Here is a 16103-nt window from a genome sequence, read left to right on the forward strand (position 1 = left end):
GAAAATTCACGGGGTCGAGGGCCAGCACTGCCACGGCTGCTCGCCGTGGCCCGCCAGCAGCCGGGTCAGGTGCCGCAGCACTTCGGCCTGCTGCTCGCGCAAATAGAAGTGCCCACCGGGGAAACTCTGGAAGTCGGTGACCTGGGCGCTGACCTCGGCCCAGGCATAGGCTTCGTCCGCATCGACTTCAGTGTCCTGGCCGCCCAGGCACACGCTCAGGGGCAGGTCCAGGGCACGGCCGATGTCGCCGCGATAGGACTCGATCAGCCGATAGTCATTACGCAGTGCCGGCAGGTACAGGTCCCGCAGCGTCGGGTCGTCCAACAGTGACGGCGCGCCATCGGACAGGCGCTGTACATCCGCCAGCAACGCCTCGTCCGACCCCAGGTGCAGCTCGCTGTGGCGCTGGCGATGGGGCGCCGGGTGTGCGGACACAATCAGCCGCTGAGGGGCCGAGCCTTGCTGCTGCATGCGCCCTGCCACTTCATAGGCCAGGGCCGCGCCCATGCTGTGGCCGAACAGCACCAGCGGCCGGTCCACCAGGTCCGACAGGGCCCGGGTGATAGTGCCCGCCATCCACTCCAGGCTGCCGGGCCAGGTTTCGCTCAGGCGCTCCTCGCGCCCCGGGTACTGCACGCTAATCAGCTCGACATCCGCCGGCAGTTGACGGCGCCAGTCATTGAAAAAACTCGCACTGCCGCCGGCATGGGGCAGGCACACCAGCCGGCAGCGTGGCGGTTGCGGCTGCGGGTAACGGCGCAGCCAGGCACTGGGAGCCTTTCTCACAGCACACCCTCCTCTAGCTCGACCAGTGGGGTACCGGCGCTGTGGCCCAGGCTGACCCGGGTGTCCGGCAACCACTGACAGACCTGTTCCAGGCAGGCCTCGGCATCCAGCACCTGGGCCGCGTAGTGCAGGCCTTGCGGCAATAGCTGCCAATGCAGCGCGCAGAACGCCGCAACGCTGCCGGTCAGCCGCGAACCGTCGCCGGCCCGCAGCCAGGCGCTGGCCTGCTGCTGGCGGCCGTCACGCAGGCCGTCGACCTCCACCGCCAGCAGCTGGTACGGGTGCCGTCCAGCGACATCCAAGGCGCTGGCCTGAACCAGCGCGGCCACATTCTGCGGACAGTGGCGCGCTTCTGGCGCCGAGCCCTGGATACGCTGCAGGGCGGCCGCCAACTGCCCGCCCTCGAACAGGTTGAAGCCCTGGCCGTGAGGCACTTGCAGTTCGCTGAACAAGCGCTGCTGCTCGGTGCTCAAGTAGGGATAGGCCTGCACCCCGGCCACCGGCAGCCAGTCCCGTTCCAGGTGCTGCTCGGCACTCGCCGTGCTGCGCACCACCTGTCCCTCGCACCAGCCGCACTGGGCCTGGCCAAAGCCGTTGCCCAGGCTCAACAGGAAGTCCTCGGCGGCCGTGGCGGACAGACGCCCCAGGCCACCGGCATAGCAGCGCATCTCATCCACGCGTTGGAAGGACTGCGCCAGCAACCGCGGGAACAACCCCGACAGCCCCGGCAGCATGCCCGCCGACAACAGCACCCGGCGCCCTTCGGGCACCTGCCCGGCCAGACGCTCGTGCAGCGGATCGTCGCCGCCCACATCCAGGTAGTCGGCGCCCGCCGCCAGCGCGACCCGGGCCACCCGATCGAGAATCCGGTAGCTGGGCCCGGCGCAATTGATCACCAGGGCGCAGCCGGCGCAGAAATCGGCCAGGCTCGACTCATCCCACAGGTCCAGGGCGCGCACTTCGGCGCACGCCCCCAACTGCTGGTTCAACTGCTCGGCCTGCTGCGGGTCACGCCCGCCCAGGCGCAGCGCTACGTGGCCGGCCAACAGCTGCGCCACCTGACGGCCGACGTTGCCATAGGCCCCAACCAGTCCAATGACCGCCCCACTCATGCCGCCACCTCGGTGACGGCATCGAAGGCCTGGGCCACGGCTTGCACCTGGGGCTGCTGCATGCAACTGAAGTGATCCCCGGGCACATCCACCACCCGCAGCTCACCCAGGCACAGGGCCTGCCAGTAGGCGCTCATGTCGCGGTGCATGCCGGGCAGCACCTGAACCTCGCCGCTCTGGCGAATGAACAGCATGTCCCCCTGATACGGCGTGGCTTCATGCAGAGCCACCGCCGCCAGGCTGTGGCGCAGCACCCGTAGTTGCTCCTGCAGCCAGTCCAGGTCACTCAGTTGCGAACCGGCATGGCGCATGGCCTCGGCAATTGCCTGCAGGCGCTGCTCCGGGGTCTTCTCTGCCAGGCGCTGCAGACAGGCCAGGGCCGAGGTGCATTGGCCATCGTCGCTCAAGGCCAGCAGCGAACCCTGGGGCACCCGCCCCGGGGTCTGGGCCAGAACCCGGGCGATGCTGCGTTCCATGGCCTGTTCGTCCTCGGGGTAACCCAGGGCCAGCGGATCGGCCTGCATCACCCGGGCGAACACGTACTCGGCCAGCAGGTCATCCTCGATCATGAACGGCACCCGGTAACTGCTGATCACGCTCAGTTGCAGCACCTCGATGGAGCGCGCCGCCAGGCACGCCGCCAGTTCGGTGGCCAGCAACCCGCCCAGGCAGTAGCCGACGATGCTCACCTGGCGCCGGCCTTCGGCCTGCAGGGTGTCGGCATAACGTTCGGCCAGCTGACGAATCGCCGTGGCCGGCTCCAGCGCCAGGTAACCCGGCACATCGTTGAGCACCAGCCCTTCCAGGGGCGCTTCCTCCCCCAGGGCAGCGAACAGCGCACGGTACGGCGCCAGGGTGCCGCTGCCGTCGTGGACGAAGATCCGCGTCGGGCCCTGGGCCTTGTCGCTGATGCGCACCAGAGGCGAATCGCTTTGTACCCCTTGCCCGCGCAGGTAGTCGGCCAGGGCCGCTACCGTGGGCTGGTTGATCAACTGCCGCAGCAAGTCGCTCCAGGGCAACTGCCGGGCCTGGGGCAAGGCTTCGCGCAGGCGGCCCACCACTTGGGCCACCAGCAGCGAGTCGCCGCCGAGCTCGAAGAAGCCCTGCTCACGGCCTACCGCCGGCACCCGCAACAGGGTCTGCCAGACCTCGGCGATGCTGCGTTCCAGATCGTCCAGGGGCGCCGCGCCGCTGTTGACCTGTTGCTCGGGCCCGGCCACACCGATCCGGGCCAGGGCCTGACGGTCGACCTTGCCGTTGGCGGTCAGGGGCATTTCATCGAGGATCTGCCAGTCCGCCGGGATCATGTAGTCCGGCAGACGCTGGGCCAGATGGGCACGCAGTTGCTCGGGCTCCAGGGTCTGGCGCTCGCTCTTGAAGCGGGTGATGAACAGGTGCTGACCGATCTGCGACATGGCGTCATCGGCCTGGGGCAGGCACAGCGGGGTTTCGCCCCCGGCCTCCAGCAGCAACTGCTGCCACTGCTCGCGACGGATGAAAGTGGTGTCCAGTTCCGCGCGGAAATCTTCGAAAGCGCTCAGGCCTTCCTTGAACTCCATGGAGGCCATGATCTGGTAAGTGTCGCGAGTGGCCTCGATGAAGATCAGCCAGCCACCCGGGGCCAGCATCTCCCGCAGCCGCGCCAGCACCCGGCTGGCATGCCGCGAGTTGTGCAGCACGTTGGCGCAGAGAATCACGTCCAGGGAGTTGGCAGCCACGCCCTGGGCCCAGTGATCCTGGTTGAGGTCGAACAGCCCGTAGCTGACCCAGGGATAGGCAGCGAAATGCTCCCGGGCCTCATTGAGGAAGAACTGCGACAGGTCGGTGAACTGGTAGTCCACCGGCAGGCCGTCCAGGGCCGGGATCAAATCGGCGCTGGTGCCGCCGACCCCGGCGCCGATCTCCAGCAGGCGCAGGCGCTGGCCGGCGGGACGCTGGCGGATGATCTCCTGCACCGCGGCGCACACTGCCTGGTTCAGGTACTGGCTGATCAGGTTCTTGCGGTAGGCGCCCTCGGCGGTGTCGGTGCGGCCCTCGGGAAACAGCAGATGCAGCGGGTCCAGCTGGTCGCTCATCAGCGCCGGCAGTTGCTCCTGGCTCTCGCGCAAATAACGCAGGACCTCGGCGCCCCAGCCCACGGAAGGCTCCAGGGCTTCGATGCGCTGCCACAGCTGACGGTATTCCTCGCGCTGCACCCGCAGGTCCGAGTAGCCACCGGACTGCCGGTCATGCTGCACCAGCCCTTCTTTGGCCAGGGCCTGCAACCAGCGCCGGATCAAGCGCTGGTTGCGCGGCGCGACTTCGCTCAAGGCCAACACCTCTTCCAGGGAGTGACTCTGTCCCACCTGCTGGAACAGCCCGGGACGCTGCAGGGCCAGGCCCATGGACAGCAGCGCGGCGCGCTCGACACAGGCCGACATCTCGCTGACCAGGGCATCGCTCAGATCGCCGCGCACGGCCTGGGCCGCTGCCTGGGTGCGCGCCTCCAAGTGCTCCGGCCACGCCAGCGGCATGTCCCGCAGACTGGCCCGCAGGCAGGCCTGCAGACGCCGATCGAAGGCCCCTTCGCCCGCGGCCACCACCACCGCGGACTCCACATGGGGATGGCTGAGCAAGGCGCTCTCCACCTCCGCCAGTTCGATGCGATGGCCGCGGACCTTGACCTGGAAATCCTCGCGACCGAGGAACTCGATCAGGCCATCTTCCAGGTAGCGGCCCAGGTCGCCGGTGCGGTACAGGCGCTCGCCACTGCGTGGATGATCGACAAAACGCTCGGCGGTTTTCTCGGCATCCCCCAGATAACCCAGGGCCAGGCCGCTACCTGCGATGTACAGCTCGCCGGCCACGCCTTGGGGACGGTCGCGGCCCTGCTCGTCGAGGACCATGAACCGCTGGTTGGCCAGAGGCGCGCCGTAGGGAATGCTGCGCCATTGCGGATCGACCTGGGTGATCGGGTAGTAGATCGACCAGATCGCCGCTTCCGTGGCCCCACCGAGGCTGATCAGCCGCAACTGCGGCAACAGTTGCGCAGCCTCCGCCGGCAGGTTCAGGGGAATCCAGTCCCCCGACAGCAGCGCCAGACGCAGGGCCGCAGGAGCCATGGACGGCACCGCCTGCAGGTAGTGGGTGAGCATCTGCAATTGCGCCGGCACCGAGTTCCACAGGGTCACCCCATGCTCCCGGGCGCACTCGGCCCAGTGCGACGGATCGGCGCGGCGTTGCGGGTCCGGCAGCACCAGTGCGCCGCCTACTGCCAGCAGGCCGAAGAGGTCGTACACCGACAGGTCGAAGCCCAGGCTGGCCAGGGCCAGGACCCGATCCTCGGCGTTGATGGCAAAGCGCTGGTTGATGTCGACGATGGTATTGAGCGCCGCCTGATGGCTGATCATCACGCCCTTGGGCACCCCGGTGGAGCCGGAGGTGTAGATCACATAGGCCAGTTGCTGCGGATCGATGTCCTGCACCGGCAACGGAGCTTGCGCCGCCAGCGGGCTCTGATCGACCTGGATCACCTGAGTCACCCGCGCCGGCCAGCACAGTTCATCGCTCAACCAGGACTGACTGAGCACCCGGCCGACCTCGGCGTTGTCCAGGATCAACTGGCGCCGGGCTTCGGGCTGATTGGTGTCCAGGGGCAGGTAGGCCGCCCCCGCCCGCAGAATGCCCAGCACCGCGATCACCTGCTCCAGGCCCTTGTCCATGCACACCGCGACCCGCTCGCCCGGCTGGCAGCCGGCCTTCAGCAGGGCCTCGGCCACGGCCTCGGCGCGTCCGGCCAGTTCGCCGTAGCTCAGTTGCCCGGCGCCCTGGATCAAGGCCACACGCTGGGGCGTGGCGGCCGCCTGACGCCAGAACGGCTCATGCAGCCCTCCGGCGGGCAACGGCGCCGCTGTCTGGTTCACCAGCTCGCGCTGCAGGCGCTGGGCCGCCGGCAATTCCAGGCAATCGTCCAGGGTCCAGGCCGAGGGTTCCCGGGCCAGGCGCTTGAGCAACCGTTCGAAGGTATCGAACAGGTCGTCGAGCAGCGCCTCACTGAATACCCCTTCGCGAATGTCCCAGTTGATCGCCAGACCGTTGTCCCGTTCGCTGACCTGGCAATCGATCAGCACCTGGGGAGTCTGGCTGATGCCGAACACCAGCTCGGCTCCCGGCATGAAGGCCCCGCCGCCGCTTTCGCCACCCGCGCCCAGGGTGCTGGTGAAGGCGTACGGCATCAGCGCCGCATCCTGACCCTTGCGCCGCGCCAGCTCGCGCAGCACTTCGATGCCCGAGCACAGGCGATGGTCCATGTCCTGCCACAGGCGCTCCTGCAACTGCTGGCTGCGCTGGCCGAAACTGCCCCCTTGCAGGGTCTGCACTTCCAGCAGTTCCACCGAGCTGAAATCCCCCACCAGGCGATCCACCTGGGGGTGCAGCGACAAGCGATTGAGCAGGGTCAGGCTCAGGCAGAAGTGCCCGCGACGGCTCCAGCGGCCCAGGGTTTCGGCATAGGCCGACAGGATCGCCGCCGACACGCCGACCCCGGCGGCGGCCGCATTCAGGCGCAGCGCGTTGCAGTCCCGCGCTTCCAGGCTCATGGCCCGGCGCTGGAAGCGTGGCCCGGTGGGTGCTCCCAGCAGCGGCAGCTCCGGCGCCCCCGGCAGGCTGTCGACCCGCGCCCACCAATAGTCACGGTCGCGCTGGTAGCGCGGTTGCTCGCGCAGGCGCCGCTCGCCCAGCACGTAGTCGCGGAAGCTGATCTGCGCCGGTGCCGGCAGGGCCTCGCCACGGTACAGCTGTTGCAACTCGGCCAGCAGCATGCGCACGCTCTGGTAGTCGCACACCAGCAGATCCACCGACAGGTGCAGCCGCGAGGTGTCGCGGCCCTGGCTCACGCACAGTTCGATCAAAGGCCATTGCTGGGGCGTGGCCCGGCGCAGTTCCATGCGCTCGCGCAAGGCATGCAAGGCACTGCCGTCGTCCTGGCTCAGGTCGTGGCTCGCGATGGTGTAATGCGGCACCTGGGGCAGGATGCGCTGGTAGCCCTCCTCCAGCACCACCGCGCGGAGCATCTCGTGGCGGGCGATCAGCTGGTTCCAGGCCTGTTCCAGGCGCAGCGGGTCGAGGTCCTGCTGGGCGAACTCCAGATAACCGTGACAGGCCACGCCGCCAAAGCTGAACGCCGTGGTGCGGCCCAGCAGATAGGCCGCCTGCACATCGGTCAGCGGGAAGGGTTCTTCCCGGGCCGGCAGATCGGCCTCCAGGGTCGGCATCTGCGCCGCCTGCAGCTGTTGCAGCAGCGCGTCCTTGTGTTGCCGAAGCTGCTGCAGGCGCGCTTCGTCCATGACCCCGGCCGGAGCCCGATAGCGCAGGCGGCCCTGTTCTTCCCAGAGCTCCACGCCCAGTTGTTGCAGATCCTGTTGCAGTTGCTGCAGCGTCATAACACGCCCTCCACCATTGCGTTCTGATTGACGGGCCGCTGTTCCCGGCGCGAGGCGAGCAACTGCCCCTGCAGGGCCACGGTGGCCGCGTTGAAAAAGTCCTTGAGCGACAGTTCCAGCTGGAACTGCCGAGCGATGCGTTCGATCAAGCGGGCTGCCAGCAGGCTGTTGCCGCCCAGGGCGAAAAAGCCCTGGTGCCGGCCCACCTGTGGCACCTCCAGCAACTCCTGCCAGAGGGCGGCTACGGCCTCTTCCCACGGCCCTTGCGGGGCCTCGCAGCTCTGTGGCTGGATGCCGCGCCGCTGCTCCTGCAACAGCCACAGCAAGGCGGCGCGATCGACCTTGCCGTTGCTGCTCAGCGGCAGTTCGGCCAGGGTCAGCCAGCTGTCCGGGAGCATGTGTTCGGGCAGCCATTGACCCAGCCACTGCCGCAGGGCCTGGGGCTGTGGCAGCGCCTCGTTGGCCACCAGCACCGCCGCCAGCTGCGGCTCGCTGCCGGGCAGCACCAGGCTCAGGGCACGGCTGATGGCCGGGTGGCGTTCCAGGGCCGCGTCGATTTCCGCCAGCTCGATGCGAAAGCCGCGGACCTTGACCTGATGGTCCAGGCGCCCGAGGAACTCCAGGGTGCCGTCGGCCCAGTAGCGCCCCTGGTCGCCGGTGCGGTACCAGCGTCCGCCGTCATGCTCGACAAAGCGCTGGGCACTGAGGCTGGGCAGGCCGCGATAGCCCGCGGCAACGCCGGCGCCGCCAATCCACAGCTCACCGGGCACCCAGTCCGGGCAATCCCGGCCCTGGCTGTCCACTACCCGGAAGCACTGGTTGTCCAGGGGCCGGCCATAGGGGATCGAACGCCAGTGCCCGGGCACCGCGTCCACGTCCTGGTAGTTGGACCAGATCGCCGCCTCGGTGGCGCCACCCAGGGCCACGAACTGCAGGTCACGCCCCGCCGCCTGGCGCAGGCGACGGGGCAGATCGAGGCCGACCCAGTCCCCGGAAACCATGGCCAGGCGCAACGACGCCAGGCCGGCACCGTCCCGTACCTGCAAGGTCAGCATGTCCAGCAGCGCTGGCACCGAATTCCACAGAGTGACCCGCTGTTCGCGGATCAGGCGCAGCCATTCCTGGGGCTCCTTGCGCAAGGCGTCGGCCGGCAGCACCAGGGCGCCACCGACACTCAAGAGGCCGAACAGGTCGTACACCGACAGGTCGAAATCCAGGGCCGAGACGCCCAGCACCCGATCCTCGGCGCTGACCCGATAACGCCGGTTGAGCGCCTCGATGGTGTTCATCGCTGCCTGGTGCGAAAGCTCCACCCCCTTGGGTTCACCGGTGGTGCCAGAGGTGAAGATCACATACGCCAGGGCATCCGCCGCAAGCGGTAACGGCTGCGCCAGGGCAACTGCCGGGCGCACCTGGGCCAGGGTCACCACCCGCAGTGCGGCGAGCCAGATGCCGCCGTCGCGGTGAGCCGTGTCGGTGAGTACCACACGCACCCCGGCACGCTGATAGATCACGTCGCGCCGGGCCGGCGGCTGCTCGATGCCCACCGGCACGTAGACCGCACCAGCCGCCAGAATCCCCAGCACCGCGATCACTTGCTCGCGGCCCTTGGGCAGGCTGACCGCCACCGCCTCGCCGAGCTGCACGCCCCATTCCACCAGGGCGCCCGCCAGTTGCAGGGCTTGCCGGGCCAGCTCGGCATAGCTCAGCTGGCCCTGGTCACAGATCAGCGCCAGCCCCTCGGGATGGGCCTGGGCCTGCTGGAAAAAACCCTGGTGCAGCAGCCGGGCCGGGGTCGCGTGCCGGCAGTCGTTGACCGCGCTGCGCACCCGCTCCTGCTCGGCCGGCAGGGGCAGCGGTGCCACCTGTTGCCAGTCATGCTCGCAAAGCCACAGCAGCAGACCGCGATAAGCCTCGAACATCTGCTCCAACAGGCCCTCAGGGAACAGCCCCTGCACCGCGTCCCAGTTCAGCAGCAGGCCGTCGGCCATGGGGTAGCTCTGGTGATCCAGCCACACCTGGGGCGTCTGCGACAACGCCCAGCCGGGCTCGCCCAGTTGCTGGCGGCAGGTGTCATCGACAAAGGCCGGACCCAGGTTGCAGGCAAAGACCACCGGTGCGCCCTGACCGCCGCCCTGGCGCAGGCGTGCACGCTCACGCAGCACCTCGACCCCGGGCCAGGCGCTGTGGGCGATATCCCGGTGCAACTGAGCCTGCAGCGCCAGGGCCTGCCGGCAGAAATCCAGGGGCTGGCGCTGATCCACTTCCAGCAGCACCAGATTGGAGAAGTCCGCCAGCAGATGGGGCACGCAAGGGTGCAGTTCCTGGCGGTTGAACAGCGGCACGTTGAGCAGGAAATGCTGACTGGCACTCCAGCGCCCCAGCACCTGGGCATAAGCACAGGCCAGCACGCTGGCCAGGGTCAGTCCATGCTGCCGGCCCTTGTGCTCCAGGACCTGCACCTGGTGTTTATCCAGGCGCATGGCCAGACGCCGGAAGCGTGGCGTGCCCAGTTGCTGCGGCTCCTGGGCCAGGGGCAATTGCGGGCCGTCGGGCAGATCCTCCAGGCGCGGTAGCCAGTAGTCCCGGGCCGCCGCCAGTTGCGGCGCCCGAGCCGCCTGTTCGGCCTTCAGGTAGTGGGCAAAGTCCCACTCCAGGGCCGGCAGTTGCTGTTCGAGACCGGCATGGATCAGGGCCAGATCCCGCAGCAGGATGCCAATGCTCAGGACATCCGCCACCAGCAGGTCGATGTTCAGGTGCAGACGGCTACGGCCTTCGGGCAGCAGGCTCAGTTGCACATCGAAGACTTCCCCGCGGCCGACCTCCAGGCAGCGATGGGACAGGCGCTGACGAATCTGCTCCAGGGTCTGGGCCACGACCACGCTGCCAGCCTGGCGCAGGTCGTGAACGCTGAGCCCGGGCCAGGGGCTCTGCGGCAGGATGCGCTGGCAGGTGTCATTGACAAAGCAGGCCCGCAGCATCGGATGACGCTGGCACAGGCGGCGCAAAGCCTGTTCCAGACGCTCAGGCTCCAGGCCCTGGCCATCGAGTTCCTGATACAGGTGGCAACCCACGCCCCCCAGGGGCATGCCCGGATCGCGACCGAACCAGTAGGCCTGTTGCAGGGAGGTCAGTGGAAAATCAGGGTTGTCGCCGGCGCCGGCTACCGCCTGCAGGCGCGGCGCCGCGAGACCGCGACGGGCCTCGATCAGCGCCCACCAGGCGTCCAGGGTCGGGTGCTGGATGAGTTCGGCAAAGCTCAGGGTCACGCCCTCGGCGGCCAGCAACGCCGGCAGGCGCATGATGCTCACCGAATCGAGGCCCTGCTCGATCAGCGAAGCATCCGCCTCCAGGTCCTCGGGCTCGTAGTTGAGCAGCCGCGCAATGCCTGCGCAGAGTCCTTGGGGTGAATGACTCAGGCTGGCGTGCGCTGGATGAGCGCGTGCCAGTGCTGGGTTATCAGTCATGGTGGACGGTCCTATGGGGTACGGAAGGGGTGGGTCGCAAGCGCCAGCGATTGATCGCCTCGCGCTCGTGGAACAGTTCGCGATAACGGCCCGCAGCCGCCATCAGTTGGGCATGGGTGCCGCGCTGGGCCAGGCGGCCCTGGTCCAGCAGGAAGATCTGCCCGGCATCGGGGGCCAGGGTCGGCTTGTGGGTCACCAGCAGCACCGTGTGCTTACGCGCCAGTTGCAGCAGGCTGCGGTTGACCCGTGCTTCGCTGATGGCGTCCAGGGCGGCGGTGGGTTCATCCAGCAGGATCAGGGTGGCGTCCTTGAGCATGACCCGGGCCAGGGCCAGGCACTGGCGTTCGCCGCCGGAGAGGCTGACGCCGCCCTCGCCCACCCGGGTCTGCCAGCCCTGGGGCAGGCGCTGGGCCAGGCGGTCGAGGCCGGTGGCGTGGGCGGCGGCCATCAGTTGCGCCTCACTGGCCTCGGGGCGTCCCAGGCGCAGGTTGTCCAGCAGGCTGGCGGCCAGCGGCGGACAGTCCTGGAACATCAGGGCAATGTCCTGGTCGCGCTGCCGGGCCGAGAGCTGGCGCAGGTCCACGCCCCCCAGCAGGATGGCGCCGCTGCTGACATCGCAAAAACGCGCCAGCAAGCGCAACAGGCTCGACTTGCCGGAGCCCGAGGCCCCCACCAGCAGGTTCAGGGAGCCCGGTTCCAGCTCGAAGCTGATGTCCTGCAGGACCGCACGATCCTGGCGAACCAGCCCCAGCTCTCGCACCTCGACCCGTTGCCCCTGCGGCGTCTGGGGCTCGGCCGGCTCCGGCAGGGGCGCCAGGCTCAGCAACTGGCACAGGCTGTCCACGCCGTGGCGAGTCTGGCGCAAGGTGGTGCCCAGGTTGACCAGGGCCCCCATGGGCTCCACCAGGCAGCTGGCAAGCACCGCCAGGGCCAGGTATTGCACGGCCCCGAGGCTGCCGCCGAGCACCGCATAAAGCCCGCACAGCAACACGGCGGTGTAGCCGGCCTGGAGCACCACCACCAGCCCCAGGGCCGCCGGAAAGGTGCGCCAGTGGGCCCGGCGCTGAGCCTGACGCTGTTGCTGCAAGGCTTCGCCCAGCAGGCTGAAGCCTTCAGCGTTGCGCCCGCAGGAGCGCAGCAGCGGCTGCTGACGCAGAAACTCCAGGACCCGCGCCGCCGCTTCGCCGGCCGCCGCTTCGCTGAGGCGCTCGGCCTGCCCGCCCCAACGCACGCCCCAGTGATAGAACAACAGCAGCAGGGGCACACTGGCCAGGGCGGCCAGGGCCATTGAACGGTCGTAGAAAAACAGCGCCAGCAGCAACGCCAGGGGCGTCAGCAGGGCATTGGCCATGGGCTGCAACAGGTGCGCCGGGGCACTCATGATCTGCGCCACGGTATGGGTCACCAAACGGTTGAGCTCGGCACCGCGACGCTCGACGAACCACTCCAGGGGCAGGCGCGCCAACTGCTGGCCGATGCGCAGGTTCAGCGACTGCGCTGCCGCAGCCCCGGCCCTGTAGCCGGCAAGCTGGGCATAACGACGCAACCACAGGCACAGCCCGGCGAACCCGGCAAAGGCCCCGGCCCAGAGCCAGGGCGCCTTGCCCGACGCGGCGTCGAAGACACAGGCAAACGCCATGGGCAGCAAGGCCAGCGCCAGGCCCTGGGCCAAGGCACTGGCCGCCATGGCCAGCAGCGCCCGGCGCAGCAGGCCGGCTTCCTTGGGCTGCAAGCTGCGTAACAGGGCAGCGATCATGGCAGGGCCCTCGCCAACGCGGCAGCGCCAAGCTGCTCCGCCGCCCACAGTTCGGCATACACCCCCTGCTGATCCAGCAAGGCCTGGTGCCGACCGCACTCCAGCAATTGCCCGCCCTGGAGCACGGCAATCTGATCGGCGTCCTGAATGCTGCTCAAGCGATGGGCGATCACCAGCACCGTGCGCCCTGCCGCCAACCGCGACAGGGCCTGCTGGATCGCCGCTTCGGATTGCGGATCGCTGGCCGCAGTGGCCTCGTCGAGTACCAGGATCGGTGCCTGGCTGAGCATGGCCCGGGCAATGCCCAGACGCTGGACCTCGCCGCCGGACAACTGCACGCCGGTCCCCAACAGGGTGTGATAACCCTCGGGCAAGGCGCTGATGCGCTCATGGATCTGCGCGGCCCGGGCCGCCTCCTCGACCTGTGCGAGGCTGGCCTCGGGGCGCCCCAGGCGCAGGTTATCGAAGACGCTGGCGCGCAGCAGACGCACCTCTTGAAAGACAAAGGCCACCTGGCGATACAGGGTCGCGCTGTCCATGTCCCGCAGGTCGACACCGCCGATGCGGATCGCCCCGGCGCTGACATCGGCAAAGCGCGCAAGCAAGGTGGCCAGGGTGGATTTGCCGGCCCCGGAATCCCCCACCAGGGCGGTCAGGGTGCCGGGCTGCAGACGCAGATCGATGCCCCGCAGCACCTGGGTGCCGTCGGGGTAGCTGAAGTCCACGGCATCGAAGGTCACCAGGGCCCCTTCAGGTTCCCGGGAGAACGCCGGCTGCGCCAGCACCGGGGTGCTCAGCACCGCGCTGATGCGCTGCGCCGCCGTCCGGCCCTGGACCAGGGAATCGGCGCCATGCCCCAGAGCCGCCACCGGCGCCGCCAGGGCCGGGCCCAGCAAGGCAAACGCCAGCAACTGCACGGGCTGCAACCAGCCGCCGGCAATCAGCGGCACCCCGCCCACCAGCACCAGGGCCAGCACCAGCAGAGGCGAGAGCAGCACCTCGACACTGGCCCCCAGGCCGGCCCAGCGCTCGACCCACTGGGAGAAGAAACCGGCAAAATCCTCTACTGCCTTGAAGAAGTCGTCCTGTACCCGCTCCACCCGGCCAAAGGATTTGACCATGGCAATGCTCTGCACAAAGTTCAGGGTCGCCGTCGACAGTGCGCCCATGGCCCCGCCCAAGCGCTGGCGCTCGGCGTGGTAAGCCGGGGTACGCATCACCCGCAGGCGCCACAGCGCAACCAGCGGTGGCGCCAGCACCACCAGGGTCATGGGCAGGCTCACGGTCAGCAGGTAGATCAGGCTGGCCAAAGGCACCACCAACGCCGCCACCAGATTGTTGGGCAGGTGTGCCACCAACTGATGCAGGGCACCGACATCCTCCAGCAGCACCCGCTCGGCGGTTTCCCGCTGACCACCCAACCAGGCCAGGGGCACCCGCGCCAGATGGGCTGCAATGCGCTGGCGCAGATGGCGCTGCAGGTCACTATCGGCCAAATGGGTAATCTGCAACCCCGCCGCCAACCCCAACAAGCGCAAGAGCAAGGCCCCGCCCCCGGCCAGCAGCCAGAAGCCCGCGCGGTCCACGTCCAGCTCGCCCGCCAGCAACAGCGGCGCCAGTTCGGCCACGGCAATCAGCGGCAGCAGGCCCACCAGCGCCGCCAGCACCTGCAGCAGCATCGCCGCCAGCAGACGCCCGCGCACCGGTTGCAACAGTTCAGTCAATCCTGGTTGTTCAGCCACGGGCATCACTTCCCACCTGAGCTTCGGCCTCGGCGCCGAAGTACAAGGCCTGGATCGCCTCACGCAGGTGTTTGCGGCTGACCTTGCCGACCCCGGTCTGGGGAAAGGCCGGGATGAATTCGAAGCGATCCGGCAGCTTGAACGCCGCCAGGCCCTGAGCCCGCAGATGGCGCAGCAGTTCCGGAGCCCGGGGCGCCGGGCCACGGGGAATGACGAAGGCGCAGGTGCGCTCGCCGAGGAAGGCATCGGGCATCGCCACCAGGGCGATGTCGGCCACCGCCGGATGGCTCAGCAGCAGGTTCTCCACTTCTTCGGCGGCGATCTTTTCGCCGCCGCGGTTGATCAGGTCCTTGTCCCGCCCTTCCACCATCAGGTAGCCGTCGGCGGTGAGCTGCACCCGGTCACCGGTACGATAGAAACCGTCGGCGGTGAAGGCTTGGGCGTTGTGCTCGGGATAGCGGTAATAGCCGCGAATGGTGTAGGGACCACGGGTCAGCAACTGGCCCACCTGCCCCACCGGGACGGGCTGGTCCTGCTCGTCCACCACGCGGATTTCGTCAGCCGGCGACAGGGGCCGGCCCTGGGTGTGCAGCACCCGCTCGGGCGGGTCTTGCGGGTCGGTGTAGCAGATCAGTCCTTCGGCCATGCCGAACACTTGTTGCAGGCGGCAACCGAGTACCGGCTCGATGCGCCGCGCCGCCTCGAAGCTGAGCTTGGCCCCGCCCACCTGCAACAGCTGCAACGACGGCAATCCGCGTCCGCGTGCCTGGGCCGCCTCCATCCAGACCAGGGCCAGGGGCGGCACCAGGGCGGTGTGGGTCACGGCTTCGCGCTCGATCAGTGCAAAACAGACTTCCGGGCTCGGTGAGTGGCCGAGCACCACCCGCCCGCCGACCGACAAGGTGCCCATGAACCCCGGGCAGCACATGGGAAAGTTGTGGGCCATGGGCAGCACCGCCAAGTACACGCTGGCACTGGACAAGCCGCAGCGCTCGACGCTGGCCCGCAGGTTGTAGAGGTATTCGTTGTGCCGCCGCGGGATCAGCTTGGGAATCCCGGTGGAGCCACCGGACAACTGGAAGCAGGCGACGGCATCGGCACTCGGCACCGGGAAAGCCGGCGACGGGGCCGGGTCATACAGGCCATCGAGGGCGGTGAATTCCTCGGCCTCGCCGGCCACTATCACCCACTCCAGGTGCGGATTGCCGGCCTTGAGATCCCGGGCCATGGCCCGGAAATCGAAGCTGGCGTCACGGTCGGCACACAGGTAGGCGCGGGCCTGGGCGAATTCGCAGAAGCGACCGATCTCCAGATGCCGGTGCGCGGGCAAGGCGAAGATCGGCCGCACGCCGAGGCGGTACAGGGCAAAGCAGGTTTCGACGAAGGCGCTGCAATTGGGCAGTTGCAGGACCACGTTGTCCCCGGCCCGTAACCCCAGGCGGTACAGGCCGGCGGCCAGTTGGTCGACCCGCAGGTCCAACTGCCGATAGCTCAGGCGCTGTTCGCCATCGGTCAGCGCCTCGCGCTCGGCGAAGGCCTGGGCAGCCACCCGCAGCAGGTCGCCAAAGGTTTCATCGCGCCAGTACCCGGCCTGGCGATAGTGCTGGACAAACGCCTCGGGCCAAGAGGGGCAATCCTGCAGATCATCGAAAGTGGACATGCTGTCTCCTGAGTTTTTTGACGCAAAAAGCGGCCCCGGACCTGAGGTGCCAGGCCCTTGGAATGAACGGGAAAACGCCGTCAGCGCGGAAGGAAATGAAGGTCCACAGGCGCTCCTGCGGTGCTGTTGCGTGGGGTGTCATCCATGAAGGGCTGCCGTG

At 68.5% G+C, this 16103-nt stretch carries 7 protein-coding genes; all 7 read right to left on the minus strand.

All coding sequences use genetic code 11. The features are described 5' to 3' along the window. Nucleotides 1-6: 6 nt before the first annotated feature. From P7C00_RS19205 to P7C00_RS19235, 7 genes are read right to left on the minus strand one after another with little or no spacing between them, the layout of a single operon-like run. Nucleotides 7-786 carry a thioesterase II family protein gene (locus P7C00_RS19205; RefSeq protein WP_404937113.1) on the minus strand — a complete coding sequence of 260 codons (780 nt, stop codon included), beginning with the start codon at nucleotides 784-786 and terminating at the stop codon, nucleotides 7-9. After that, nucleotides 783-1898 carry a saccharopine dehydrogenase NADP-binding domain-containing protein gene (locus P7C00_RS19210; protein WP_404937114.1) on the minus strand — a complete coding sequence of 372 codons (1116 nt, stop codon included), beginning with the start codon at nucleotides 1896-1898 and terminating at the stop codon, nucleotides 783-785. Before P7C00_RS19210 ends, P7C00_RS19205 begins: the two co-directional genes overlap by 4 nt. Further along, nucleotides 1895-7318, minus strand: a complete 5424-nt coding sequence (locus P7C00_RS19215; protein ID WP_404937115.1) for an amino acid adenylation domain-containing protein — start codon at nucleotides 7316-7318, stop codon at nucleotides 1895-1897. Before P7C00_RS19215 ends, P7C00_RS19210 begins: the two co-directional genes overlap by 4 nt. Further along, entirely contained in the window at nucleotides 7315-10785 is a 3471-nt protein-coding gene (locus tag P7C00_RS19220) for an amino acid adenylation domain-containing protein (RefSeq protein ID WP_404937116.1), read from the minus strand. The genes P7C00_RS19215 and P7C00_RS19220 overlap by 4 nt, the downstream gene beginning before the upstream one ends. Then, nucleotides 10778-12541, minus strand: a complete 1764-nt coding sequence (locus tag P7C00_RS19225) for an ABC transporter ATP-binding protein (RefSeq protein ID WP_404937117.1) — start codon at nucleotides 12539-12541, stop codon at nucleotides 10778-10780. Before P7C00_RS19225 ends, P7C00_RS19220 begins: the two co-directional genes overlap by 8 nt. Next, nucleotides 12538-14289 carry an ABC transporter ATP-binding protein gene (locus P7C00_RS19230; RefSeq protein ID WP_404937118.1) on the minus strand — a complete coding sequence of 584 codons (1752 nt, stop codon included), beginning with the start codon at nucleotides 14287-14289 and terminating at the stop codon, nucleotides 12538-12540. Before P7C00_RS19230 ends, P7C00_RS19225 begins: the two co-directional genes overlap by 4 nt. Further along, on the minus strand, nucleotides 14276-15943 hold the full coding sequence (locus tag P7C00_RS19235) for a (2,3-dihydroxybenzoyl)adenylate synthase (RefSeq protein WP_404937119.1): 1668 nt from the start codon (nucleotides 15941-15943) through the stop codon (nucleotides 14276-14278). The genes P7C00_RS19230 and P7C00_RS19235 overlap by 14 nt, the downstream gene beginning before the upstream one ends. Between the last annotated feature and the right edge of the window lie 160 nt (nucleotides 15944-16103).

Source organism: Pseudomonas sp. JDS08PS003 (assembly GCF_045013505.1).
Lineage (GTDB): Bacteria > Pseudomonadota > Gammaproteobacteria > Pseudomonadales > Pseudomonadaceae > Aquipseudomonas > Aquipseudomonas protegens_B.

Bases quoted from the DNA above. Each gene is read 5' to 3' on its own strand.
- P7C00_RS19210 (WP_404937114.1), bottom strand. From the start codon at position 1,898: ATGAGTGGGGCGGTCATTGGACTGGTTGGGGCCTATGGCAACGTCGGC.
- P7C00_RS19215 (WP_404937115.1), bottom strand. From the start codon at position 7,318: ATGACGCTGCAGCAACTGCAACAGGATCTGCAACAACTGGGCGTGGAG.
- P7C00_RS19220 (WP_404937116.1), bottom strand. From the start codon at position 10,785: ATGACTGATAACCCAGCACTGGCACGCGCTCATCCAGCGCACGCCAGC.
- P7C00_RS19225 (WP_404937117.1), bottom strand. From the start codon at position 12,541: ATGATCGCTGCCCTGTTACGCAGCTTGCAGCCCAAGGAAGCCGGCCTG.
- P7C00_RS19230 (WP_404937118.1), bottom strand. From the start codon at position 14,289: ATGCCCGTGGCTGAACAACCAGGATTGACTGAACTGTTGCAACCGGTG.
- P7C00_RS19235 (WP_404937119.1), bottom strand. From the start codon at position 15,943: ATGTCCACTTTCGATGATCTGCAGGATTGCCCCTCTTGGCCCGAGGCG.